Raw genomic sequence first — 23,305 nt, forward strand, 5'->3', positions numbered from 1 at the left:
CCAAGTGATCACCCTTTCCCTCGCCGAGATCGCCGCAATCGTCGGCGGGCAGACGCACGACATACCGGACCCGGCGGTCACCGTGACCGGGCCCGTCGTCATCGACTCCCGCGAGGTCGCGCCCGGCAGCCTGTTCGCCGCCTTCGCCGGCGAGCGGGTGGACGGCCACGACTACGCCCAGCGCGCCGTCGAGGCGGGCGCGGCAGCCGTCCTGGCGGCCCGTCCCGTCGGCGTTCCGGCGATCGTCGTGGACGATGTCGTCGGCGCGCTCGGAGCCCTCGCCCGGGCCGCCGTGGAACGCCTCGGCACCACCGTCGTCGCCCTCACCGGCTCCGCGGGCAAGACGTCCACCAAGGACCTGATCGCGCAGCTCCTCCAGCGCAAGGGCCCGACCGTCTGGACGCCCGGCTCCCTCAACAACGAGATCGGACTGCCGCTCACCGCCCTGACCGCCACCCCCGAGACCGAGCACCTGGTCCTGGAGATGGGCGCCCGGGGCATCGGCCACATCCGGTACCTCACCGAGCTGACCCCGCCCCGCATCGGCCTGGTCCTCAACGTCGGCTCCGCGCACCTCGGCGAGTTCGGCAGCCGGGAGGCCATCGCCCAGGCCAAGGGCGAGATGGTCGAGGGCCTCCCCGAGGACGGCTGCGCGGTGCTCAACGCCGACGACCCGCTCGTCCGCGCGATGGCCTCGCGCACCGAGGCTCGCGTCCTGCTCTTCGGGGAAGCGCCCGAAGCGGACGTACGGGGCGAGAAGGTCCGGATGACCCCCGACGGGCGGCCCTCCTTCGAGCTCCACACACCCACCGGGTGCAGCGACGTGACCATGCGCCTGTACGGTGAGCACCACGTGTCGAACGCGCTCGCCGCGGCCGCCGTCGCCCATGAGTTGGGCATGTCCGTGACCGAGATCGCCGAGGCGCTCTCGGAGGCGGGCTCCCTCTCCCGCTGGCGCATGGAGGTCACCGAGCGTCCGGACGGTGTGACCGTCGTCAACGACGCCTACAACGCGAACCCCGAATCCATGAGAGCCGCACTGCGCGCGCTGGCTGCCATGGGCCAGGCCCGAGGGGCCGACGGGGGACGCACCTGGGCGGTGCTCGGTCAGATGGCCGAGCTCGGTGACGCGTCGCTCGCCGAGCACGACGCGGTCGGGCGGCTCGCCGTCCGGCTCAACGTCAGCAAGCTCGTCGCTGTCGGGGGGAGAGAAGCCTCCTGGCTGCAACTGGGCGCATATAACGAGGGTTCGTGGGGTGAGGAGTCGGTGCACGTGTCCGACGCACAGGCGGCCGTCGACCTGTTGCGCAGTGAACTGCGCCCGGGAGACGTCGTGCTGGTGAAGGCGTCCCGGTCGGTCGGCCTGGAGAAGGTCGCCCAGGCACTGCTGGAGAACTCGACCGAGGGCGAGGTCGCCGGCCGATGAGGCAGATCCTCTTCGCGGGGGCCATCGGGCTCTTCCTGACCCTGGTCGGCACCCCGCTGCTGATCAAGCTGCTGGCCCGCAAGGGGTACGGGCAGTTCATCCGGGACGACGGCCCGCGCACCCACGGCAGCAAGAAGGGCACGCCCACGATGGGCGGGATCGCCTTCATCCTGGCGACGATCATCGCGTACCTCCTCGCGAAGGTCATCACGGGTGAGGACATCCGCTACTCCGGGTTCCTCGTGCTCTTCCTGATGGCGGGCATGGGACTCGTCGGCTTCCTCGACGACTACATCAAGATCGTCAAGCAGCGCTCGCTCGGTCTGCGGGCCAAGGCGAAGATGGCCGGACAGCTGATCGTCGGCATCGCGTTCGCGGTGCTCTCGCTCCAGTTCCCCAACTCCATGGACTACACCCCGGCCTCCACCCGGATCTCCTTCGTCGAGGACTTCGGCTGGTCGATCGGCCCGGTGCTCTTCTGCGTCTGGGCCCTGTTCATGATCCTCGCCATGTCCAACGGCGTGAACCTGACCGACGGCCTCGACGGACTGGCCACCGGCGCCTCGGTGATGGTCTTCGGCGCCTACACCTTCATCGGCCTCTGGCAGTTCCAGGAGTCCTGCGCCAACGCGGACAACCTGACCAACCCCAACGCCTGCTTCGAGGTGCGCGACCCGCTCGACCTCGCCGTCGTCGCCGCCGCCCTGATGGGCGCCTGCTTCGGCTTCCTGTGGTGGAACACCTCGCCCGCCAAGATCTTCATGGGCGACACCGGCTCGCTCGCCCTCGGCGGCGCCCTCGCGGGGCTCGCGATCCTCTCCCGCACCGAGCTGCTGCTCGCCATCCTCGGCGGCCTCTTCGTGATGATCACCATGTCCGTGGTCATCCAGGTCGGTTCGTTCAAGATGACCGGCAAGCGGGTCTTCCGGATGGCGCCGCTCCAGCACCACTTCGAACTCAAGGGCTGGTCCGAAGTCCTCGTCGTGGTCCGGTTCTGGATCATCCAGGGCATGTGCGTCATCGTCGGACTCGGCCTCTTCTACGCGGGATGGGCAGCCAAGAAGTGAGCACCGTGGACTGGCAGGGCAAGCACGTCACCGTCGCCGGGCTCGGCGTCAGCGGAATCCCCGCCGCCCGAGCCCTGCACGAGCGCGGCGCGCTCGTCACCGTCGTCAACGACGGCGACGACCAACGCGCCCGCGCGCAGGCGGCCGAACTGGAGGCGCTCGGCGTCACCGTGCGCCTCGGCGACGGCGCGACCCTGCCGCCGTCCACGGAACTCGTCGTCACCGCCCCCGGCTGGCAGCCGGACAAGCCGCTCTTCCTGGCTGCCGCCGAGGCGGGCGTCCCGGTCTGGGGCGACGTCGAACTGGCCTGGCGGCTGCGGGGGACCAACGGCAGGAAGGCCGCCCCCTGGCTCGCGGTCACCGGCACCAACGGCAAGACCACCACCGTACGGATGCTGGCCTCGATCCTTCAGGCGGCCGGGCTGCGCACCGCGGCCGTCGGCAACATCGGCGTATCGCTGCTGGACGCGGTCCTCGGCGAGCAGGAGTACGACGTGCTCGCCGTCGAACTCTCCAGCTACCAGCTGCACTGGGCGCCCTCCCTGCGCGCCCACTCCGCCGCCGTCCTCAACCTCGCCCCGGACCACCTCGACTGGCACGGCTCGATGGAGGCGTACGCCGCCGACAAGGGCCGCGTCTACGAGGGCAACACGGTCGCCTGCGTCTACAACGCGGCCGACCCGGCCACCGAGGACCTCGTCCGCGAGGCCGACGTGGAGGAGGGCTGCCGGGCCATCGGCTTCACCCTCGGCACCCCCGGCCCCTCGCAGCTCGGCGTGGTCGAGGGCCTCCTCGTCGACCGGGCGTTCGTCGCCGACCGCCAGAAGCAGGCGCAGGAGCTGGCCGAGGTCACCGACGTGAACCCGCCCGCCCCGCACAACATCGCCAACGCCCTCGCGGCCGCCGCCCTGGCCCGCGCCTTCGGCGTGGAGCCGGCCGCCGTCCGCGACGGGCTGCGCGCCTTCCGGCCCGACGCCCACCGCATCGAGCACGTCGCGGACGTCGGCGAAGTCGCCTACGTGGACGACTCCAAGGCCACCAACACCCACGCCGCCGAGGCGTCCCTGGCCGCCTACGACTCCATCGTCTGGATCGCCGGCGGACTGGCCAAGGGCGCCACCTTCGACGCGTTGGTCACCGGCGCGGCGAAGCGGCTGCGCGGGGTCGTGCTGATGGGCGCCGACCGGGCCCTGATCCACGAAGCCCTGACGCGACACGCCCCCGACGTCCCGGTGGTCGACCTCGACCGGACCGACACTGGGGCGATGTCCGAAGCGGTCGCGCGGGCCGCCGAGCTCGCCCGGCCGGGCGATACGGTACTGCTGGCCCCGGCCTGTGCCTCGATGGACATGTTCACCAACTACAACAAGCGGGGCGAGGCGTTCGCGGACGCGGTCCGCGCCCGCGCCGACGAGACCGCCTGACCGACCGGGCCTCCGCGCCCGGGGTCACGGGCCCCGGGCACGACCAGTGGAGGGGACAGCGACAATGCCGGCCGACGAGAGTTCCGCCGTACGGCGGGGAAGCGCACGGGCCCCGGCGTCCCGCCTCCTCGCCGCGGCGCCCGCCCCCGCCGGCGTGCCCCTGCCTCCCGGTCCCGCCCTGCGCGGACGGCTCGCCGCCGGGGTCCGGCGGCCCGGGACGCCCCGCGGCGCCGGACGCGCCGGGGCGGGCGCCCGCGCCCCCCGCCCCGGGCGCGGCGGCGGACCGCGCCGGGCCTACGAGCGGGCACGGCGGGCCTGGGACCGGCCGCTGACCGCCTACTACGTGATCCTCGGCTCCAGCCTCCTGATCACCGTGCTGGGCCTGGTGATGGTCTACTCCGCCTCGGTGATCCAGGCGTTGAACATCAGCAAGCCCGCCACGTACTTCTTCGGCAAGCAGTTCGTCGCCGCCGTCATCGGGGGCGTGCTGATGGCGGTCGCCGCCCGCATGCCGGTGAAACTGCACCGGGGGCTGGCCTACCCGATACTGATGGCCACCGTCTTCCTGATGGTCCTGGTCCAGGTGCCCGGGATAGGGATGTCGGTCAACGGCAACCAGAACTGGATCTACCTCGGCGGCCCGTTCCAGCTGCAGCCCAGCGAGTTCGGCAAGCTCGCCCTCATCCTGTGGGGGGCGGACCTGCTGGCCCGCAAGCAGGACAAGCGGTTGCTGACGCAGTGGAAGCACATGCTCGTGCCGCTCGTCCCGGTCGCCTTCATGCTGCTCGGACTGATCATGCTCGGCGGCGACATGGGGACCGCGATCATTCTCACAGCGGTCCTGTTCGGCCTGCTCTGGCTGGCCGGCGCCCCCACCCGGCTCTTCGCCGGGGTGCTCGGATTCGCGGCCGTCATGGCGTTCCTGCTGATCTGGACCAGCCCCAACCGGATGTCCCGGCTCTCCTGCATGGGCATCGTCGGCGAACCCGATCCGGAGGCGGGCTGCTGGCAGGCCGCCCACGGAATCTACGCGCTGGCCTCCGGCGGATGGTTCGGTTCCGGGCTGGGGGCGAGTGTGGAAAAATGGGGCCAACTCCCGGAACCCCACACCGACTTCATCTTCGCGATCACCGGTGAGGAACTGGGCCTGGCGGGGACGCTGTCCGTGCTCGCCCTGTTCGCGGCTCTAGGCTATGCGGGTATCCGCGTGGCCGGACGCACGGAGGACCCCTTCGTCAGGTATGCCGCGGGAGGCGTGATCACCTGGATCATGGCCCAGGCCGTGATCAACATCGGTGCGGTGCTCGGCCTGTTGCCGATCGCCGGTGTCCCGCTCCCGCTGTTCTCCTACGGGGGGTCGGCCCTGCTGCCGACGATGTTCGCGGTCGGGCTGATGATCGCCTTCGCACGGGAGGACCCCGCCGCGAAGATGGCCCTGGCCATGCGGAAGCCCGGGGTGAGATGGAAGACGATGAGACGGCGCGGCAAGAAGCGCCCGTCCGGAGAGCGGTGAATTTCGGTGCATGTCGTACTCGCCGGCGGGGGGACCGCCGGACACATCGAGCCCGCGCTTGCCCTCGCAGACGCCCTGCGCAGGCAGGACCCGACCGTGGGAATCACTGCCCTCGGCACGGAACGCGGACTGGAGACCAGGCTCGTGCCCGAGCGGGGGTACGAGCTGGCGCTCATCCCCGCCGTCCCGCTGCCCCGTAAACCCACGCCCGAGCTGATCACCGTCCCGGGCCGGCTGCGCGGCACCATCAAGGCGGCCGAGCAGGTCCTGGAGCGCACCAAGGCGGACTGCGTGGTGGGCTTCGGCGGCTACGTCGCCCTGCCCGGCTATCTGGCCGCCAAGCGCGCCGGAGTGCCGATCGTGGTCCACGAGGCCAACGCCCGCCCGGGCCTGGCCAACAAGATCGGTTCGCGGTACGCGCACGGGGTCGCCGTCTCCACCCCGGACAGCAAGCTGCGCGGCGCCCGCTACATCGGCATCCCGCTGCGCCGCACCATCGCCACCCTGGACCGCGCCCGGGTCCGTCCGGAGGCCCGCGCCTCCTTCCACCTCGACCCCAACCTGCCCACGCTGCTGGTCTCCGGCGGCTCGCAGGGCGCGCGCCACCTCAACGAGGTCGTCCAGCGGGTCGCGCCGCTGCTCCAGCGCTCCGGCATCCAGATCCTCCATGTGGTCGGCCCGAAGAACGAATTGCCGCGGGTCGACAACATGCCCGGAATGCCGCCCTACATCCCGGTACCGTATGTGGACCGGATGGACCTCGCGTACGCCGCGGCCGACATGATGCTCTGCCGCGCGGGCGCGATGACCGTCGCCGAACTCTCCGCCGTCGGGCTCCCCGCCGCCTACGTCCCGCTGCCCATCGGCAACGGCGAACAGCGGCTCAACGCCCAGCCGGTGGTCAACGCGGGCGGCGGCCTGCTGGTGGACGACGCGGCGCTCACCCCGGAATGGGTGCAGGGCAACGTCCTGCCGGTACTGTCGGATCCGCACCGGCTGTACGAAATGTCCCGCGCCGCCGCCGAGTTCGGCCGGCGCGACGCCGACGACCTGCTCGTCGGCATGGTGTACGAAGCGATCGCCTCGCGCCGTTAGGCGTGCGGCGCGAGGCGGTGCGGACCCGGGGCGCGCGTCCCGGGTCCGGCGAAGGAGCGAGCGTGGCCGGACCGACGACCGCCCAGCGCGGCGCGCCCGGGCGGACGGACACCTCCGCCCGCCCGCCGCACATCGGCCCCGAGAGGTCCGGGATCAGCCGCCGCCTGCTGCTGGTCCTGATCGGCGTGGCGGCCGCCCTGCTCACGGCGTTCGTGGTCTGGGCGCTCTACGGATCCTCGTGGTTCCGCGTCGAGAAGGTCCGTACGAGCGGTGTCGAGGTGCTGACCCGTGAAGAGGTGGAAGCGGTTGCCGCCACTCCGGTCGGGGCCCCGCTGGTCTCCGTGGACACCGATGGCATGGAGCACCGGTTGCGCCGGAAGCTGCCGCGGATCGACACCGTCGACGTCGTTCGGTCATGGCCGGACGGCATCGACCTCAAGGTGGCCGAGCGGAAGCCGGTCCTGCTGGTCGAAAAGGGCGGGAAGTTCGTGGAGGTGGACGCCGAGGGCGTGCGCTTCGCGACCGTGGACAAGGCCCCCGAGGGCGTGCCCCTGCTGGAGTTGAAGCCCGAGCCGTCCGCGAGCCTCCGCCGTTTCGGCGAGGACCGCCTGGTGCGTGAAGCGGTCCGGGTGGCCGGCGACCTCCCCGAGGACGTGGCGGCGGACGCCGAGGCGGTGCGTGTCGTCTCGTACGACGACATCTCCCTGCGGCTCACCGGGGACCGTGTGGTGACCTGGGGGAGCGGCGAGGGCGGAGCGGTGAAGGGGCGCGTCCTGGCCGCGCTGATGAAGGCGGCGCCCAAAGCGGGGCACTTCGATGTAAGCGCCCCCACCGCCCCGGCGGTTTCGGCGAGTTGACGGGTATTTGTGCTGGCCAGCACCCTGGTTGGTCAGCGCTACGGGTGATCACATAGGGTGAAAAGAAAAACGGGAGGTTCGGCGTGTTCGTTGAACGTGCGCCACTTGTCGACTTAGTGTCCTGTTCGGAAGAGTCCAGGAAGCAGACACACTGTTAACCCTAAACTTGAAGGTTAGGGTTTGGGTCGGCGTTCGGACCGTCCCCATCGACATCAGTCGTCGCCGCGGGGCCACCGCAGAGCGACGACACGTAACTCGAGGCGAGAGGCCTTCGACGTGGCAGCACCGCAGAACTACCTCGCAGTCATCAAGGTCATCGGTGTCGGCGGCGGTGGTGTCAATGCCATCAACCGAATGATCGAGGTCGGTCTCAAGGGCGTCGAGTTCATCGCGATCAACACCGACGCACAGGCGTTGTTGATGAGCGACGCCGACGTCAAGCTCGACGTCGGCCGTGAACTCACCCGGGGCCTCGGCGCCGGGGCGAACCCGGCCGTCGGTCGCAAGGCGGCAGAGGACCACCGTGAGGAGATCGAGGAGGTCCTCAAGGGGGCCGACATGGTCTTCGTCACCGCCGGAGAAGGCGGCGGCACCGGCACCGGCGGCGCGCCCGTCGTCGCCAACATCGCACGCTCGCTCGGCGCCCTGACGATCGGTGTGGTCACCCGCCCGTTCACCTTCGAGGGCCGGCGACGCGCGAACCAGGCGGAGGACGGCATCGCCGAACTCCGCGAAGAGGTCGACACCCTCATCGTCATCCCCAACGACCGGCTGCTGTCCATCTCGGACCGCCAGGTCAGCGTGCTCGACGCGTTCAAGTCGGCCGACCAGGTGCTGCTCTCGGGCGTCCAGGGCATCACCGACCTCATCACCACCCCGGGCCTGATCAACCTCGACTTCGCCGACGTCAAGTCGGTCATGTCCGAGGCCGGATCGGCGCTCATGGGCATCGGGTCGGCGCGCGGCGACGACCGCGCGGTGGCGGCGGCCGAGATGGCGATCTCCTCGCCGCTCCTGGAAGCCTCCATCGACGGCGCCCGCGGGGTCCTGCTCTCCATCTCCGGCGGCAGCGACCTCGGTCTCTTCGAGATCAACGAGGCCGCCCAACTGGTGAGCGAGGCGGCCCACCCCGAGGCCAACATCATCTTCGGCGCCGTCATCGACGACGCCCTGGGCGACGAGGTGCGGGTCACCGTGATCGCCGCGGGCTTCGACGGCGGCCAGCCGCCGGCCCGCCGCGAGAACGTGCTCGGCGCCAACAGCGCCAAGCGGGAGGAGCCGGCCGTTCCGGTCAGGCCCTCCACCCCCGAACCCGTGCGAGCGGTGGGCGGACTCGGCTCCGTGCCTCCGCGCGAGGAGAGCCCGGCCCCGGCCGAGCAGCCCGCTCCCGCGCCGGTTTCGAGCGAGAGCACGCTGCCCCCCGTCTCCCCGCCGCACGTCCCGACGGCCCGTCCCTACCAGGACACCCAGGCCGAAGAGCTGGACGTACCGGACTTCTTGAAGTGATAGGGCAGCACCGGGCGGTAGCCGTCACGGGCAGCGCTCACTTCGCCTTCACCGACCGGTGGGGCGGAGTGAGCGCCGCTCCGTACGGTGAGCTCAACCTCGGCGGCGCGGTCGGAGACGACCCCGCCGCCGTCGGCGCGAACCGGGAGCGCGCCGCCCGCGACCTCGGCATCGACCCGGCGCTCGTCGTCTGGATGAACCAGGTGCACGGCCGCGACGTCGCCGTGGTGGACGGGCCCTGGGGCGCGGACGCGGAGATTCCGGCCGTGGACGCGGTGGTGACCGCCCGGCGCGGGCTGCCGCTCGCGGTCCTCACCGCCGACTGCACCCCCGTCCTCCTCGCCGACCCGGTCGCCGGCGTCGTCGGGGCGGCGCACGCCGGGCGGCCGGGGCTGGTCGCCGGAGTCGTGCCGGCGGCGGTCGAGGCCATGGTCGCGCTCGGCGCGCAACCCTCCCGGATCACCGCCCGCACCGGGCCGGCCGTCTGCGGACGGTGCTACGAGGTCCCGGAGGCGATGCGCGCCGAGGTCGCCGCGGCGGTCCCCGGCACCTGGTCCGAGACGAGCTGGGGCACCCCGGCGGTCGACGTCACCGGCGGGGTCCACGCCCAGCTCGCCGCCCTCGGGGTGGCGGACCGGCACACCTCGCCGTACTGCACTCTCGAATCGGGCGACCACTTTTCGTACCGACGCGACCGCACCACCGGGCGGCTCGCCGGATATGTCTGGTTGGACTGATAGGTCATGACGGACCGTAAGGCTCAACTCACCGCGAACCTGGCACAGGTGGAGGAGAGGATCGCCTCCGCCTGCGCCGCGGCCGGCCGCGGGCGCGAGGAAGTGACCCTCGTCGTGGTCACCAAGACCTACCCGGCGAGCGATGTGCGGATCCTGTACGAACTCGGTGTGCGCCATGTCGCGGAGAATCGTGACCAGGACGCCGCTCCCAAAGCCACCGCTTGTGCGGATCTTTCGCTGACATGGCACTTTGTCGGACAGCTGCAGACGAACAAGGTTCGTTCTGTGACCAGTTATGCCGATATCGTGCAGTCGGTGGACCGCGTCAAGCTGGTCACCGCGCTCTCCGCCGCCGCGGAGCGCGGCCAGCGTGAACTCGGCTGCCTGATCCAGGTCGCCCTGGACGCGGAGAGCGGCGAGCGCGGTGAGCGCGGCGGCGTCGCTCCGGACGGGGTCGAGGAGTTGGCGGCCGCGATCGACGCGGCGCCCGGGCTCCGGCTCGGCGGTCTGATGACCGTGGCGCCGCTGGCCGGTGAGTACGCCGGGCGGCAACGGGCCGCTTTCGAGCGGCTGATGGAAATCTCGTCCCGCCTGCGCGCCGGTCGTCCGGCTGCGAACATGGTCTCCGCGGGTATGAGCGGGGACCTGGAGGACGCGGTGGCGGCCGGAGCGACACATGTTCGCGTCGGTACGGCGGTACTCGGAGTCCGACCCCGGCTCGGGTAACGTCGCGAAGCAGGTCGGACCACAGCAGAAAATATGGTCATTCCCGCTTATGGCGGGCAGGCCACCGTGGATGGCGGGCACTTGGTGACGAATGCCGATCCACCACAGAGCGGAGGACTCGGAGCATGGCCGGCGCGATGCGCAAGATGGCGGTCTACCTCGGCCTCGTGGAGGACGATGGGTACGACGGCCCGGGGTTCGACCCCGACGACGAATTCGAACCCGAGCCGGAGCCCGAGCGCGACCGGCGTCGGCACCAGCCCCCGCATCAGGTGGAGCGGGAAAGGGAGCGCGAACGCGAGCGGGAGCGCGAAAGGGACGAACCGGTACGAGTAGTGCAACCCCCCGCCCAGCGCGAGCCGGTTCAGCTCCCCGCGGAAAGCGTGCGACCCGCCCGGATCGCGCCCGTGGCATCCATCACACCCGAACGTCCGAACATGGAGAAGAACGCACCGGTGATCATGCCCAAGGTCGTGTCCGAGCGGGAGCCGTACCGCATCACCACGCTGCATCCCAGGACCTACAACGAGGCCCGTACCATCGGGGAACACTTCCGTGAGGGCACTCCGGTGATCATGAATCTCACGGAGATGGACGATACGGACGCGAAGCGACTTGTCGACTTTGCCGCGGGACTCGTCTTCGGTCTCCATGGCAGCATTGAGCGCGTGACGCAGAAGGTGTTCCTGTTGTCGCCTGCTAACGTCGATGTCACGGCGGAGGACAAGGCCCGCATCGCAGAGGGCGGATTCTTCAACCAGAGCTGAGAACACGACACCGGGAACGACCCGGCCGCGAGGCCGGTGCCGGCCGCGAGGCCGGAGCTGACGAGAGCCAGGGGAGAGGGAAGCGCGAGACATGGGCGTCGCACTGGATGTGGTCTATATCGCGCTGATGTGTTTCCTCATCGTGCTGATCTTCCGGCTGGTCATGGACTACGTCTTCCAGTTCGCACGTTCATGGCAGCCCGGCAAGGCGATGGTGGTCGTCCTTGAGGCCACCTACACGGTCACCGATCCACCGCTCAAGCTTCTGCGGCGGTTCATCCCGCCGCTGCGTCTCGGGGGCGTGGCACTCGACCTGTCCTTCTTCGTTCTGATGATCATCGTCTACATCCTGATCAGCGTTGTGGTCAGGTTGTGAGCGATACGGTCTTGCCGACTGCCGACGACTACGTAGAGGTGAAGAAGAGATGCCGTTGACCCCCGAGGACGTGCGGAACAAGCAGTTCACGACCGTCCGCCTCCGAGAAGGCTATGACGAGGACGAGGTCGATGCCTTTCTCGACGAGGTCGAATCGGAGCTGACCCGTCTGCTCCGGGAGAACGAGGACCTGCGCGCCAAGCTGGCCGCCGCGACGCGTGCCGCCGCGCAGAACCAGCAGCAGCAACAGCAGCAGGGTATGCGCAAGGCTCCGGAGCCGCAGGACCGGCCGGGGGCCCCCGTGCCCGCCGCCATATCGGGACCGCCGCAGCAGCAGCAGCCGCAGATGGGTCCGCCCCAGCTGCCCGGCGGCGCGCCGCAGCTGCCCGCAGGTCCCAGTGGCCACGGCCCCCAGGGCGGCCACGGCCCCGGTCCGCAGGGCCCGCACGGCCCCGGCCCGATGCAGGGCGGTCCCATGGGCGGCCCGATGGGCGGCCCCATGGGTCAGCACCCCCAGCAGCAGATGCAGCAGCAGATGCAGCCGCCGCAGATGCAGCAGCAGGGGCAGGGCCCCGGCGGCGACAGCGCCGCCCGTGTCCTCTCGCTCGCGCAGCAGACCGCCGACCAGGCGATCGCGGAAGCCCGTTCCGAGGCCAACAAGATCGTCGGTGAGGCGCGCAGCCGCGCCGAGGGGCTGGAGCGGGACGCCCGTGCCAAGGCCGACGCCCTGGAGCGGGACGCGCAGGAGAAGCACCGCGTGGCGATGGGCTCGCTGGAGTCGGCCCGCGCGACGCTGGAGCGCAAGGTCGAGGACCTGCGCGGCTTCGAGCGCGAGTACCGCACGCGGCTGAAGTCCTACCTGGAGAGCCAGCTGCGTCAGCTGGAGACCCAGGCGGACGACTCGCTCGCGCCGCCGCGGACCCCGGCGACGGCTTCGCTGCCGCCGTCCCCCTCGCTGGCCCCGGCCGGTGCGGGTGCGATGGGTCACTCCATGGGCAGCTCCGGCCACGGTGGCCACAGCGGTCCGCAGATGGGTGGCGGCCAGTCCATGGGCGGCGCGCCGTCCTACGGCGGGCAGCAGCAGATGTCGCCCGCGATGACGCAGCCGATGGCGCCGGTGCGGCCGCAGGCGCCGCAGCCGATGCAGCAGGCGCCGTCGCCGATGCGCGGTTTCCTGATCGACGAGGACGACAACTGAGCGGAACGCGCTCGCTGAGCGCGTAGCCGTCGGCAGGCTGAAGGGCCGGGCCCCGGGGTTTCCCCGGGGCCCGGCCCTTTGCCGTGGGTGGAGATGGCGGGCGAGGGCGGGGCGGAGCCTGGGGGCGGGGCGCCTGCGGAAGGCCGTTCCCCTGCCCGCCCCTCCCCGAAACCGGAGCGCAGCCCCGGACCCCGCTCCTCAAGCACCGGCGGGGCTGGATGTTCCACCCCCGCCGGTCGGAGGCGCGGGGGGTCGGGGGCGGAGCCCCCGAGGGAGCACACGGAAGGGGCCCGCCGGAATTCGTTCCGGCGGGCCCCTTCAGAACCGTGCGGGTCGCCCCTACCGCTTGCGCAGGCGGAACGCGAGCGCCAGGCCCTCGTCCTCGAAGGTCTCGCCGTACGTCTCGTCCCCCTCGCCCTCCGCGTAATCCGGGGCGAGCACCTCCTCGGAGATGAGGGGGGCGTGCTCGGTGAGGGCCTCGACCGTCGCCGGGGACGTCGAGGTCCAGCGGACGGCGATGCGGTCCGCCACGTCCAGACCGCTGTTCTTGCGCGCCTCCTGGATCAGCCGGATCGCGTCACGGGCCAGGCCCGCGCGGCGCAGCTCCGGGGTGATCTCCAGGTCCAGGGCGACCGTCGCGCCCGAGTCCGACGCCACCGACCAGCCCTCGCGCGGGGTCTCCGTGATGATGACTTCGTCGGGGGCGAGGGCGATCCGCTCGCCCTCCACCTCCACCGACGCCGTACCCTCGCGCAGGGCCAGCGAGAGCGCCGCCGCGTCCGCGTCCGCCACGGCCCTGGCCACCGCCTGGACGCCCTTGCCGAACCGCTTGCCCAGGGCGCGGAAGTTGGCCTTCGCCGTCGTGTCGACCAGCGAACCGCCCACCTCGGAGAGCGAGGCCAGGGACGTGACGTTCAACTCCTCCGTGATCTGGGCGCGCAGCTCCGGGGAGAGCGTTTCGAAGCCGCTCGCCGCCACCAGGGCGCGGGACAGCGGCTGGCGGGTCTTCACGCCCGACTCGGCGCGGGTGGCCCGGCCCAGCTCCACCAGGCGGCGTACCAGCGCCATCTGCGAGGAGAGCGCCGGGTCGAGGGCCGAGGCGTCCGCCGTGGGCCACGACGAGAGGTGGACCGACTCCGGGGCGCCCGGGGTGACCGGGACGACCAGGTCCTGCCAGACCCGCTCGGTGATGAACGGGACCAGCGGGGCCATCAGCCGCGTGACCGTCTCGACCACCTCGTGCAGCGTGCGCAGGGCCGCCTTGTCGCCCTGCCAGAAGCGGCGGCGCGAGCGGCGTACGTACCAGTTGGAGAGGTCGTCGACGAACGCCGAGAGCAGCTTGCCGGCGCGCTGGGTGTCGTAGCTCTCCAGCGCCACCGTCATCTGGTCCACCAGCGCGTTGAGTTCGCTCAGCAGCCAGCGGTCCAGGACCGTGCGGTCCGCCGGGGCCGGGTCGGCCTCCGAGGGGGCCCAGCCGGAGGTGCGCGCGTACAGGGCCTGGAAGGCGACGGTGTTCCAGTACGTCAGGAGCGTCTTGCGGACGACCTCCTGGATCGTGCCGTGGCCCACCCGGCGCGCCGCCCACGGGGAGCCGCCCGCCGCCATGAACCACCGCACCGCGTCCGCCCCGTGCTGGTCCATCAGCGGGATCGGCTGGAGGATGTTGCCCAGGTGCTTGGACATCTTGCGGCCGTCCTCGGCGAGGATGTGGCCCAGGCAGACCACGTTCTCGTACGACGACTTGTCGAAGACCAGGGTGCCGACCGCCATCAGCGTGTAGAACCAGCCGCGGGTCTGGTCGATGGCCTCCGAGATGAACTGCGCCGGGTAGCGGCTCTCGAAGACTTCCTTGTTCTTGTACGGGTAGCCCCACTGCGCGAACGGCATCGAACCCGAGTCGTACCAGGCGTCGATGACCTCCGGGACGCGGTACGCCTCCAGCTGGCAGTTCTCGTGCGTGCAGGTGAAGGTGATCTCGTCGATGAACGGGCGGTGGGGGTCGAGGGAGGACTGGTCCCGCCCCGTCAGCTCCGTCAGCTCCGCGCGCGAGCCCACGCACGTCAGGTGGCCGTCCTCGCAGCGCCAGACCGGCAGCGGCGTGCCCCAGTAGCGGTTGCGGGAGAGGGCCCAGTCGACGTTGTTGTTCAGCCAGTCGCCGAAACGGCCGTTCTTGACCGAGTCCGGGAACCAGTTGGTCTTCTCGTTCTCCTGGAGGAGCCGGTCCTTGACGGCCGTCGTGCGGATGTACCAGGACGGCTGCGCGTAGTAGAGCAGCGCCGTGTGGCAGCGCCAGCAGTGCGGGTAGCTGTGCTCGTACGGGACGTGGCGGAAGAGCTTGCCGCGCGCGTCCAGGTCCGCGGCGAGCGTCTCGTCGGCCTTCTTGAAGAAGACGCCGCCGACCAGCGGCAGGTCCTCCTCGAAGGTGCCGTCGGGGCGGACCGGGTTGACCACGGGGAGGCCGTAGGAGCGGCAGACCACGAGGTCGTCGGCGCCGAAGGCGGGGGACTGGTGGACCAGACCCGTACCGTCCTCCGTCGTGACGTACTCGGCGTTCACCACGTAGTGGGCCTCGGCCGGGAAGTCGACCAGGGCGAAGGGGCGCTCGTAGCTCCAGCGCTCCATCTCCGCGCCGGTGAACGACGGGCCGGTCGTCTCCCAGCCCTCGCCGAGCGCCTTCTCCAGCAGCGGTTCGGCGACGACGAGCTTCTCCTCGCCGTCCGTCGCGACGACGTAGCGGACCTCGGGGTGGGCGGCGACCGCCGTGTTGGAGACCAGCGTCCAGGGGGTGGTCGTCCAGACCAGCAGCGACGCCTCGCCGGCCAGCGGGCCCGACGTCAGGGGGAAGCGGACGAAGACCGAGGGGTCGACGACCGTCTCGTACCCCTGGGCCAGCTCGTGGTCGGACAGGCCGGTGCCGCAGCGGGGGCACCAGGGGGCGACCCGGTGGTCCTGGACCAGCAGGTCCTTCTTGAAGATCTCCTTCAGCGACCACCACACGGAGTCCACGTACTCCGGGTCCATGGTGCGGTACGCGTCGTCCAGGTCGACCCAGTACCCCATGCGGGTCGTCAGCTCGGCGAAGGCGTCGGTGTGCCGGGTCACCGACTCGCGGCACTTGGCGTTGAACTCGGCGATGCCGTACGCCTCGATGTCCTTCTTGCCGTTGAAGCCCAGCTCCTTCTCGACCGCCAGCTCGACCGGCAGCCCGTGGCAGTCCCAGCCGGCCTTGCGGCCCACGTGGTAGCCCTGCATGGTGCGGAAGCGGGGGAAGACGTCCTTGAAGACGCGGGCCTCGATGTGGTGGGCGCCCGGCATGCCGTTGGCGGTGGGCGGGCCCTCGTAGAAGACCCACTCGGGGCGGCCCTCGGACTGCTCCAGGCTCTTGGCGAAGACCTTGCTCTCGCGCCAGAAGTCGAGCACGGCGTGCTCCAGCGCGGGCAGGTCGACCTGGGCGGGCACCTGGCGGTACTGCGGCGATGTCATGTGCGGCTTCCTCCGGCGGACGTCTTCCACTTCCGTCGGAGGGACGAGAGCGCGTCGGCTCCCGCGGTACCACCCTCCTTGGCCCCGGGCGTGCGCCCGCGACCCCCTCATTGGGGTGCGATGCCGGGTCTAGTGGCCCCGTGCCGTGGAACCCACGGTCCAGGGTGTTCTTCCGGCGGCTCCGGGGTGATCTTCACGACGCGCTCGCCCCCGGGCTCCCACCGTCCCCGGGTCGCTCCTGGCTGCGTACGGCGCTACTCGTCCCGTCCCTGCCTCTCGCTGGGGCCAGTGTACGGGCCCGTACGGGCGAGGGCCGACCGGTTATCGGGGGCGCGCGGGCGTGACCCGTGTGGCGGGACGGGGCGCGCGGGTCCGCCGACGGGAGGCGCGGACCGGATTACCCGGCGGTGAGCTGGGCACAACGGTGGGAGGTGCGCCACGACCGGACGCGGGGGGAGGGGGAGCGGGCGGCGTGCCCCGTTGCCGCGGCGCTGGAGTCGATTTATCGTCCCAGCACGATTCGCGAGCAAGATCACCATATGTGAAGGGGCCGCGGCCATGGTGGCGAAGAAGACGGCGGACGAGACCGCGGCCGGGCACGACGGCGCCCCCGGGCCACCGGCCGGGCCCGCGGAGAAGACGGCGGGGAAGGCGACGGGGAAGACCGCGGGGAAGACGGCCGGCGGCAGCGCGAAGAAGACCGCTGCCAAGAAGCCGGCAGCGAAGAGGACGGCCGCGAAGAAGACCGCGGCGAGGAGGACGGCGGCCGGTACGGAACCGGCCGCCGAGCAGACCGCCGCCGAGAAGGCGTCGGACAAGGCCGCACCGGCGGCCACGGAGGCGGCCCCGGCCGCCGAGCAGACGGGAGCCCCCACGGTGGTAGCCAAGAAGAGCGCGAGTCGTCCCGGAGCAGGCGCACAGGCCACGGCCCCCGTGCCGCCGGCCCGCGCCGCCGCCCCCGACGAGCTGGCCGTCCGGCCCGGCGAGGACCCCTGGACCCCTGACGAGGTCACCGAGGCGCGCACCCTCCTGACCAGCGAGATCCTGCGGCTCCGCAGCGAGCTGGAGGCGTCCGGCGCCGCCCTCGCGGGGCTGATGCGGGACTCCGGCGACGGCGCGGGCCACGACGAGGCGGACACCGGCACCAAGAACATCACCCGGGAGCACGAGCTGTCGCTGGCCGCCCACGCCCAGGAGATGCTGGAGCAGACGGAGCGGGCCCAGGCCCGGCTGGAGGCGGGGACGTACGGGCTCTGCGAGGTCTGCGGCAAGCCGATCGGCAAGGCGCGGATGCAGGCGTTCCCCCGGGCCACCCTGTGCGTCGAGGACAAGCAGAAGCAGGAGCGGCGCGGCTGATCCGCACAGGTGTGTCGTACCCTCGTCCGAAGGCAGGCACCTAGGGTTGAGGGACTCACGTGGCAGAGGCGGAGCGCATCATCGGTACGCCGGAAGACCCTGATGTCGAGGGCGTGGACGGGGGCGGAAGCACCGCCGCCGACGCCGCCGGGAACGGTGGCCGGGGCAAGCGGAAGATCCTCGTCCTCCTGGCCGTGGCCGCCGTGGCCTACCTGCTGGACCTGGTCACCAAGATGATCGTGGTCGCGAAGCTGGAGCACCAGCCGCCGATCGACGTCATCGGCGACTGGCTGCAGTTCCGGGCGATCCGGAACGCGGGCGCGGCCTTCGGTTTCGGCGAGGCGTTCACGGTGATCTTCACCATCATCGCCGCCGGTGTGATCGTGGTCATCGTCCGGCTGGCCCGCAAGCTCCACAGCCTGCCGTGGGCCGTCGCCCTGGGACTCCTCCTGGGCGGTGCGCTCGGCAACCTCACCGACCGCCTCTTCCGGGCTCCCGGCGTGTTCGAGGGCGCGGTGGTGGACTTCATCGCCCCCAAGCACTTCGCCGTCTTCAACCTCGCCGACTCCGCCATCGTCTGCGGCGGCATCCTCATCGTGATCCTCTCCTTCAAGGGGCTGGACCCCGACGGGACCGTGCACAAGGACTGACCGGGCTGCGCGGGGCGCGGCCCGGGCAAGGCATACTCGACAGGTGAGTACGCACCCCGAGATCCGCACCCTGCCCGTACCGGACGGCCTTGAGGGCGAGCGCGTCGACGCCGCCATCGCCCGCATGTTCGGCTTCTCCCGCACCAAGGCCGCCGAGCTGGCCGCCGCCGGGAAGGTCCAGGTGGACGGTTCGGTGGCCGGGAAGTCCGAGCGGGTCCACGGGGGCGCCTGGCTGGAGGTGGAGATGCCGCAGGCCGCTCCCCCGGTCCAGATCGTCGCCGAGCCCGTCGAGGGCATGGAGATCGTCCACGACGACGACGACATCGTCGTCATCGTGAAGCCGGTCGGCGTCGCCGCCCACCCCAGCCCCGGCTGGAGCGGCACCACCGTCATCGGCGGCCTCGCCGCCGCCGGGTACCGGATCTCGACGTCCGGGGCCGCCGAGCGCCAGGGCATCGTCCACCGCCTCGACGTCGGCACCTCCGGCCTGATGGTCGTCGCCAAGTCCGAGCGGGCCTACACGCTGCTCAAGGCCCAGTTCCGCGACCGGGTCGTCGAGAAGAAGTACCACGCCCTCGTCCAGGGCCACCCGGACCCGATGAGCGGCACCATCGACGCCCCCATCGGACGCCACCCCAACCACGACTACAAGTGGGCGGTCACCGCCGAGGGCAAGCCCTCGGTGACCCACTACGACCTGATCGAGGCCTACCGCTCCGCCAGCCTCCTCGACATCAAGCTGGAGACCGGCCGCACCCACCAGATCCGGGTCCACATGTCCGCCCACCGCCACCCCTGCGTCGGCGACCTCACCTACGGCGCGGACCCCACGCTGGCCAAGCGCCTCGACCTGACCCGGCAGTGGCTGCACGCCGTCCGCCTGGGCTTCGAGCACCCGGCCGACGGGAGCTGGGTGGAGTTCTCCAGCGGCTACCCGGCCGACCTCCAGCACGCCCTCGACACCATCGCGGCGGAGAGCCAGTGACCTCCGCACCCTTCGCGTACACCGTCCGCAGGGCCGTCGAGGAGAGCGACCTGGCGGCCTGCTTCCAGGTCCGCAAGGACGTCTTCGTCGGCGAACAGAACGTGCCCGAGGAGCTGGAGTACGACACGTACGACGCGACCGCGGTGCACGTCCTGGCCGTCGCCGCGGACGGCACGGCGCTCGGCACCGGGCGGCTGCTGCACGGCGCGGACGCGGCGGGGAAGACCGGCGGCGCCCCGGGCACCGGCTCGCTCGGCCGCCTCGCGGTGGGCCGGGAGGCCCGCGGCCTCGGGGTCGGCGCGGCGCTCGTGCGGGCCATCGAGGACGAGGCGCGCACGCTCGGTCTGGCCGCCGTCGACCTGCACGCCCAGACCCACGCCCTCGGCTTCTACGAGCGGCTCGGATACGTCGCGTACGGCCCCGAGTTCCCCGACGCGGGCATGCCGCACCGGGCCATGCGGCGGGAGATCCACCCGGACTGAGCGTCCGGAGAGGGGGTATCAGCCGAATCGCACCCTCCGCGTGGCAGGGTGGATTCCCGTTCGGCCGCTCGTGACCCGCCGGACCCGCACGCTCCGGAAGGCCCCCCGTGGAACAGATGTCCCTCCTGCTCCTGCTGCTGCTCGGAGCCGTGGTCACGGTGCCGCTGGGCGACCGCCTCGGCCTGCCCGCGCCGGTGCTGATGACCCTCGCCGGCATCGCGATGGCGTTCATGCCGTTCGTGCCGAACGTGGACATCCCGCCGGAGATCATCCTCCCCGCCCTGCTGCCGCCGCTGCTCTACGCGACGGTGCAGCGCACCTCCTGGCGGCAGTTCGCCGCCAACCGCCGCCCCATCTTCCTGCTGGCCGTGGCGCTCGTCTTCGTCACCACGGCCGCCGTCGCCGCGGTCGCCCACTCGATCGTGCCGGGGCTGCCGATCGCCGCGGCCGTCGTGCTCGGAGCGCTCGTCGCCCCGCCCGACCCGGTCGCCGCGACCGCCGTGGCGGGCTCGGTGGGGCTGCCGCGCCGGCTGGTGTCGATCCTGGAGGGCGAGGGCCTCTTCAACGACGTGACCGCCATCGTGCTGTACCACGTGGCCATCGCCGCCGCCGTCAGCGGCACCTTCTCGCTCCCCGAGGCGTTCGGGCTGCTGGTCCTCTCCGCCGTCGTCGCCGTGGTCGTCGGGCTCGCACTCGGCTGGCTCACCATCAAGGTGATGAACCTGCTCGGCGACGCCACCCTCCAGGTCGGCCTGACCCTGCTGGTGCCCTTCGTCGCCTACGTCCTCGCGGAGGAGCTGATGGGCTCCGGCGTGCTGGCCGTCCTGACCACCGCGCTCTTCCTCGCCGAGCACACCGCCGACGCCGACGACGTGCTGGGCCGGCTCACCGGGCGTACCTTCTGGGACATCGTCGACACCCTGGTCACCGGGGTGGCCTTCGGGCTGATCGGCCTGGAACTGCACACCGTGTTCGGCACCGCCGACGGGCACCCCCTGGAGATGGTCGGCTGGGGGCTCGCGATCGTCGGCGTCGTCGTCGGCGTACGGCTGCTGTGGCTGCTGCCCGCGACCTGGCTGGCCAAGCGGCTGCACACCCGGCGGGACGTCAGCGAGGAGATCCCCACCAGTTGGCGCGAGACCGTCGTGATGTGGTGGGCCGGGATGCGGGGAGTGGCCTCCGTCGCCCTGGCGCTGGCGATCCCGCTGGAGACCGACGACGGACAGCCCTTCCCGGGCCGCGAGGAGATCATCTTCATCGCGTTCGCCGTGATCATGGCCACCCTGATCTTCCAGGGGCTCACCCTGCCCTGGCTGGTGCGCAAGCTGAAGGTCCGGGCCGACACCGCCGCCGAGGCGGCCCTGGAGCGGGAGCTCGCGATCCGGGCCGCCAAGGCCGCCAAGGGCCGTCTCAAGGAGATCCAGGAGGCCGAGGACTTCCCCGAGGAGGTGGTGGAGCGGCTCCAGCGCGCCGCCTACGACATCGGGGCCCGGATCAGCCCCGACATGGTCGACGAGGAGCGGCGCGAGGCTTACGCGCAGCGGGCGAAGCGCTTCAAGGCCGTCAGCCGGGTCCAGCGCGAGATGATGTCGGCCGCCCGCCACGAGGTGCTTTCCGCGCGCAGTGAGCCCGGCTCCGACCCGGAGGTCGTGGACCGGGTGCTGCGGTACCTGGACGTCCGTTCGCTGCGGTGAGCCGCGGGCGCCCGCCGCCCACCGCGCCGGTCAGCCGCGGCCCGTGCGCGGAGCCCGTTCGGTGGACGACGCTCCGTTGCGGCTCGGCCGGCCCCCCGCGCCCGTCAGCTCCGCCCACTGCTCGCCCGGCGGCAGGGCGGCGGGCGCGGTGGCGATCCGCGGCAGCGCGTACGGGTGGTGGTCCCGCAGCCAGCCGATCAGCTGCTCGCGCACCGCGCACCGCACCGTCCAGATGTCGTCCGCGTCCTTCGCCGTCACCACGGCCCGCACCTGAATGGTGGACGGCGTGGTGTCCGTGACCGCCAGCGACCAGTCGCGGCCGTCCCAGGCGGCGATGTCCCCGAGGATGTCGCGCAGCTTCTCCCGCATCGCGGCGACGGGGGCGGAGTGGTCGAGGTGGAAGAAGACCGTGCCGGTCATCTGCACCCCTCCGCGCGACCAGTTCTCGAACGGCTGGCTGGTGAAGTACGAGACCGGCATCGTGATCCGCCGCTCGTCCCAGGTCCGGACCGCCAGGAACGTCAGGGTGATCTCGTCGATCGTGCCCCACTCGCCGTCCACCACCACGGTGTCGCCGATCCGCACCATGTCGCCGAACGCGATCTGGAGACCAGCGAAGAGGTTGCCGAGCGTGGACTGGGCGGCGACACCGGCGACGATGCCGAGCAGCCCGGCCGACGCCAGCATCGACGTGCCGACCCCTCGCATCGGCGGGAACGTCAGCAGCATCGCCGCGATCGCGACCACCATCACCACCGCTATGACGACCCGCTGGATCAGCGTCACCTGCGTGCGGACCCGGCGCACCCGGGCCGGGTCGCGGGTGGCCGTGGCGTACCGCGCGTAACTCGCCTCCACGACGGTCGCCGCGGCCCGCACGATCAGCCAGGCCGACGCGCCGATCAGCACCAGGGTCAGGAGCTGGCCTATCCCGGCGCGGTGCTCCCACACCCAGTCGATCTTCGTCTGGCGGTAGCTGCCGCGCAGCAGCGCCGTGATGATCACCACCTGCAAGGGGGGCCGGCAGCGTCGGAGCAGCCCCCACAGCGGGGTCTCGTGGTGACGGCTGTCGGCCCGCCGCAGCAACCGGTCGACCGCCCAGCCGGCCACCAGCGTGACCAGCACGGAACCACCGATCACGATCAGCGGGCGCAGCACGCTCTCCATTCGCTCGTCCTCCCAGCGGTAGTGCGGCCTCCGAAGGGTGCGAATGGCACCATGGGCCGCATGAACATCATGCTTTTCCACTCGACGTACGGGCTCACGCCCGCCGTGCACGCGGCTGCCGCACGCCTCAGGGGCGCCGGCCATGAGGTGCGCGTGCCCGATCTCTTCGAGGGGCACACCTTTGACACGGTGGAAGAGGGCATGGCTCACAAGGACGCGGTCGGAAAGGACGAGCTGCTCAAGCGCGCCGTGCTGGCCGCCGCGCCCTACTCCGACCAGGGGCTCGTCTACGCCGGGTTCTCCTTCGGGGCCGCGACCGCGCAGACCTTGGCGCTCGGTGACGCGAAGGCCCGCGGGCTGCTGCTGCTCCACGGCACCTCGGACATCGCCGAGAACGCGACGGTGGACGAGCTGCCCGTCCAGCTGCACGTCGCCGACCCGGACCCCTTCGAGTCCCACGACTGGCTGAACAGCTGGTACCTCCAGATGCAGCGCACCGGCGCGGACGTGGAGATCTACCGCTACCCCGGGGCCGGGCACCTGTTCACCGACCCGGACCGGCACGACTACGACCAGGCGGCGGCCGAGCAGACCTGGAAGGTCGCGCTCGGCTTCCTGGCCACCCTGTAGGACTTCTCGGCGGCCCCGGGGAGCGCACGGGCCGCGAACGCCCGGAACCCGGCGCGGGCCGGGGGGGGGGGGCCCCCGGCCCGCCCGGGTTCCCCGCGGGGCGCGGCGGTTAAGCGCTGTTCGGCGGTGTGACGCCACATGTTATAACACAAGCCCACCGATGGGC

20 protein-coding genes are annotated in these 23,305 nt (G+C 71.5%); 18 read left to right on the forward strand and 2 right to left on the reverse strand.

Features of this window, described 5'->3' with window-relative positions:
- The first annotated feature begins 4 nt into the window (after positions 1–4).
- The 12 genes from murF (at position 5) to ACH4K1_RS10005 (ending at position 12,692) form a co-directional block, all read left to right on the forward strand.
- Positions 5–1,426: a UDP-N-acetylmuramoyl-tripeptide--D-alanyl-D-alanine ligase gene (gene murF / locus ACH4K1_RS09950; RefSeq protein ID WP_398088191.1), complete on the forward strand. Its 1,422-nt coding sequence runs from the start codon at positions 5–7 to the stop codon at positions 1,424–1,426.
- The gene (gene mraY / locus ACH4K1_RS09955; RefSeq protein WP_073769342.1) at positions 1,423–2,493 is read left to right on the forward strand and encodes a phospho-N-acetylmuramoyl-pentapeptide-transferase; all 1,071 of its coding nucleotides are present in this window, start codon (positions 1,423–1,425) and stop codon (positions 2,491–2,493) included. Before murF ends, mraY begins: the two co-directional genes overlap by 4 nt.
- Positions 2,475–3,917 carry a UDP-N-acetylmuramoyl-L-alanine--D-glutamate ligase gene (murD, locus tag ACH4K1_RS09960; protein WP_398088193.1) on the forward strand — a complete coding sequence of 481 codons (1,443 nt, stop codon included), beginning with the start codon at positions 2,475–2,477 and terminating at the stop codon, positions 3,915–3,917. Before mraY ends, murD begins: the two co-directional genes overlap by 19 nt.
- A 64-nt stretch (positions 3,918–3,981) precedes the next feature.
- The gene (ftsW, locus tag ACH4K1_RS09965) at positions 3,982–5,430 is read left to right on the forward strand and encodes a putative lipid II flippase FtsW (protein WP_398088195.1); all 1,449 of its coding nucleotides are present in this window, start codon (positions 3,982–3,984) and stop codon (positions 5,428–5,430) included.
- A gap of 6 nt (positions 5,431–5,436) precedes the next feature.
- A complete protein-coding gene (gene murG, locus ACH4K1_RS09970; RefSeq protein ID WP_228994164.1) occupies positions 5,437–6,525 on the forward strand; it encodes an undecaprenyldiphospho-muramoylpentapeptide beta-N-acetylglucosaminyltransferase in 1,089 nt (362 codons plus the stop codon).
- A 62-nt stretch (positions 6,526–6,587) separates the two neighbouring features.
- On the forward strand, positions 6,588–7,382 hold the full coding sequence (locus tag ACH4K1_RS09975) for a cell division protein FtsQ/DivIB (RefSeq protein WP_398088197.1): 795 nt from the start codon (positions 6,588–6,590) through the stop codon (positions 7,380–7,382).
- A 276-nt stretch (positions 7,383–7,658) separates the two neighbouring features.
- Entirely contained in the window at positions 7,659–8,888 is a 1,230-nt protein-coding gene (gene ftsZ / locus ACH4K1_RS09980; RefSeq protein ID WP_398088199.1) for a cell division protein FtsZ, read from the forward strand.
- On the forward strand, positions 8,885–9,625 hold the full coding sequence (gene pgeF / locus ACH4K1_RS09985) for a peptidoglycan editing factor PgeF (protein ID WP_398088201.1): 741 nt from the start codon (positions 8,885–8,887) through the stop codon (positions 9,623–9,625). Before ftsZ ends, pgeF begins: the two co-directional genes overlap by 4 nt.
- A gap of 6 nt (positions 9,626–9,631) precedes the next feature.
- Positions 9,632–10,351: a YggS family pyridoxal phosphate-dependent enzyme gene (locus ACH4K1_RS09990; protein ID WP_398088202.1), complete on the forward strand. Its 720-nt coding sequence runs from the start codon at positions 9,632–9,634 to the stop codon at positions 10,349–10,351.
- Between the two features lie 125 nt (positions 10,352–10,476).
- Positions 10,477–11,118: a cell division protein SepF gene (locus ACH4K1_RS09995; RefSeq protein WP_228994170.1), complete on the forward strand. Its 642-nt coding sequence runs from the start codon at positions 10,477–10,479 to the stop codon at positions 11,116–11,118.
- 91 nt (positions 11,119–11,209) lie between these two features.
- Entirely contained in the window at positions 11,210–11,494 is a 285-nt protein-coding gene (locus tag ACH4K1_RS10000; RefSeq protein ID WP_006123846.1) for a YggT family protein, read from the forward strand.
- Between the two features lie 49 nt (positions 11,495–11,543).
- A complete protein-coding gene (locus tag ACH4K1_RS10005) occupies positions 11,544–12,692 on the forward strand; it encodes a DivIVA domain-containing protein (RefSeq protein ID WP_398088204.1) in 1,149 nt (382 codons plus the stop codon).
- 339 nt (positions 12,693–13,031) lie between these two features.
- On the opposite strand, the gene ileS is transcribed toward ACH4K1_RS10005, so the two are convergent.
- Entirely contained in the window at positions 13,032–16,175 is a 3,144-nt protein-coding gene (gene ileS, locus ACH4K1_RS10010) for an isoleucine--tRNA ligase (RefSeq protein ID WP_398088206.1), read from the reverse strand.
- 558 nt (positions 16,176–16,733) lie between these two features.
- Here ileS and ACH4K1_RS10015 point away from each other — a divergent pair.
- From ACH4K1_RS10015 to ACH4K1_RS10035, 5 genes are all read left to right on the forward strand, one after another.
- Positions 16,734–17,531, forward strand: a complete 798-nt coding sequence (locus ACH4K1_RS10015) for a TraR/DksA family transcriptional regulator (protein WP_398088208.1) — start codon at positions 16,734–16,736, stop codon at positions 17,529–17,531.
- Positions 17,532–17,590: 59 nt separating this feature from the next.
- A complete protein-coding gene (gene lspA, locus ACH4K1_RS10020; protein WP_398088210.1) occupies positions 17,591–18,181 on the forward strand; it encodes a signal peptidase II in 591 nt (196 codons plus the stop codon).
- Between the two features lie 43 nt (positions 18,182–18,224).
- Positions 18,225–19,166 carry an RluA family pseudouridine synthase gene (locus tag ACH4K1_RS10025; protein WP_145798257.1) on the forward strand — a complete coding sequence of 314 codons (942 nt, stop codon included), beginning with the start codon at positions 18,225–18,227 and terminating at the stop codon, positions 19,164–19,166.
- Positions 19,163–19,648: a GNAT family N-acetyltransferase gene (locus ACH4K1_RS10030; RefSeq protein WP_398088211.1), complete on the forward strand. Its 486-nt coding sequence runs from the start codon at positions 19,163–19,165 to the stop codon at positions 19,646–19,648. Before ACH4K1_RS10025 ends, ACH4K1_RS10030 begins: the two co-directional genes overlap by 4 nt.
- 107 nt (positions 19,649–19,755) lie before the next feature.
- Positions 19,756–21,342 (forward strand): Na+/H+ antiporter, encoded by a 1,587-nt coding sequence (locus ACH4K1_RS10035; protein ID WP_398088213.1) that lies wholly within the window; start codon positions 19,756–19,758, stop codon positions 21,340–21,342.
- 30 nt (positions 21,343–21,372) lie between these two features.
- Here ACH4K1_RS10035 and ACH4K1_RS10040 read toward each other — a convergent pair whose 3' ends face one another.
- Complete coding sequence (locus ACH4K1_RS10040; RefSeq protein WP_398088214.1) at positions 21,373–22,509, reverse strand: mechanosensitive ion channel family protein; 1,137 nt, start codon at positions 22,507–22,509, stop codon at positions 21,373–21,375.
- A gap of 51 nt (positions 22,510–22,560) precedes the next feature.
- Between ACH4K1_RS10040 and ACH4K1_RS10045 the strand changes: the two genes are divergently transcribed.
- Positions 22,561–23,139, forward strand: a complete 579-nt coding sequence (locus ACH4K1_RS10045; protein WP_228994188.1) for a dienelactone hydrolase family protein — start codon at positions 22,561–22,563, stop codon at positions 23,137–23,139.
- Positions 23,140–23,305 lie beyond the last annotated feature (166 nt).

Source organism: Streptomyces sp. NPDC017448 (assembly GCF_044330565.1).
Lineage (GTDB): Bacteria > Actinomycetota > Actinomycetes > Streptomycetales > Streptomycetaceae > Streptomyces.

What these genes read in the sequence shown, in the direction of transcription:
- ACH4K1_RS10040 (WP_398088214.1), bottom strand. Translation starts at nt 22,509, where the DNA reads ATGGAGAGCGTGCTGCGCCCGCTGATCGTGATCGGTGGTTCCGTGCTG.
- ACH4K1_RS10015 (WP_398088208.1), top strand. Translation starts at nt 16,734, where the DNA reads ATGGTGGCGAAGAAGACGGCGGACGAGACCGCGGCCGGGCACGACGGC.
- ileS (WP_398088206.1), bottom strand. Translation starts at nt 16,175, where the DNA reads ATGACATCGCCGCAGTACCGCCAGGTGCCCGCCCAGGTCGACCTGCCC.
- murD (WP_398088193.1), top strand. Translation starts at nt 2,475, where the DNA reads ATGGGCAGCCAAGAAGTGAGCACCGTGGACTGGCAGGGCAAGCACGTC.
- ACH4K1_RS09990 (WP_398088202.1), top strand. Translation starts at nt 9,632, where the DNA reads ATGACGGACCGTAAGGCTCAACTCACCGCGAACCTGGCACAGGTGGAG.
- ACH4K1_RS09995 (WP_228994170.1), top strand. Translation starts at nt 10,477, where the DNA reads ATGGCCGGCGCGATGCGCAAGATGGCGGTCTACCTCGGCCTCGTGGAG.
- ACH4K1_RS10005 (WP_398088204.1), top strand. Translation starts at nt 11,544, where the DNA reads ATGCCGTTGACCCCCGAGGACGTGCGGAACAAGCAGTTCACGACCGTC.
- mraY (WP_073769342.1), top strand. Translation starts at nt 1,423, where the DNA reads ATGAGGCAGATCCTCTTCGCGGGGGCCATCGGGCTCTTCCTGACCCTG.
- ACH4K1_RS10045 (WP_228994188.1), top strand. Translation starts at nt 22,561, where the DNA reads ATGGGCCGCATGAACATCATGCTTTTCCACTCGACGTACGGGCTCACG.
- ftsW (WP_398088195.1), top strand. Translation starts at nt 3,982, where the DNA reads ATGCCGGCCGACGAGAGTTCCGCCGTACGGCGGGGAAGCGCACGGGCC.
- ACH4K1_RS10000 (WP_006123846.1), top strand. Translation starts at nt 11,210, where the DNA reads ATGGGCGTCGCACTGGATGTGGTCTATATCGCGCTGATGTGTTTCCTC.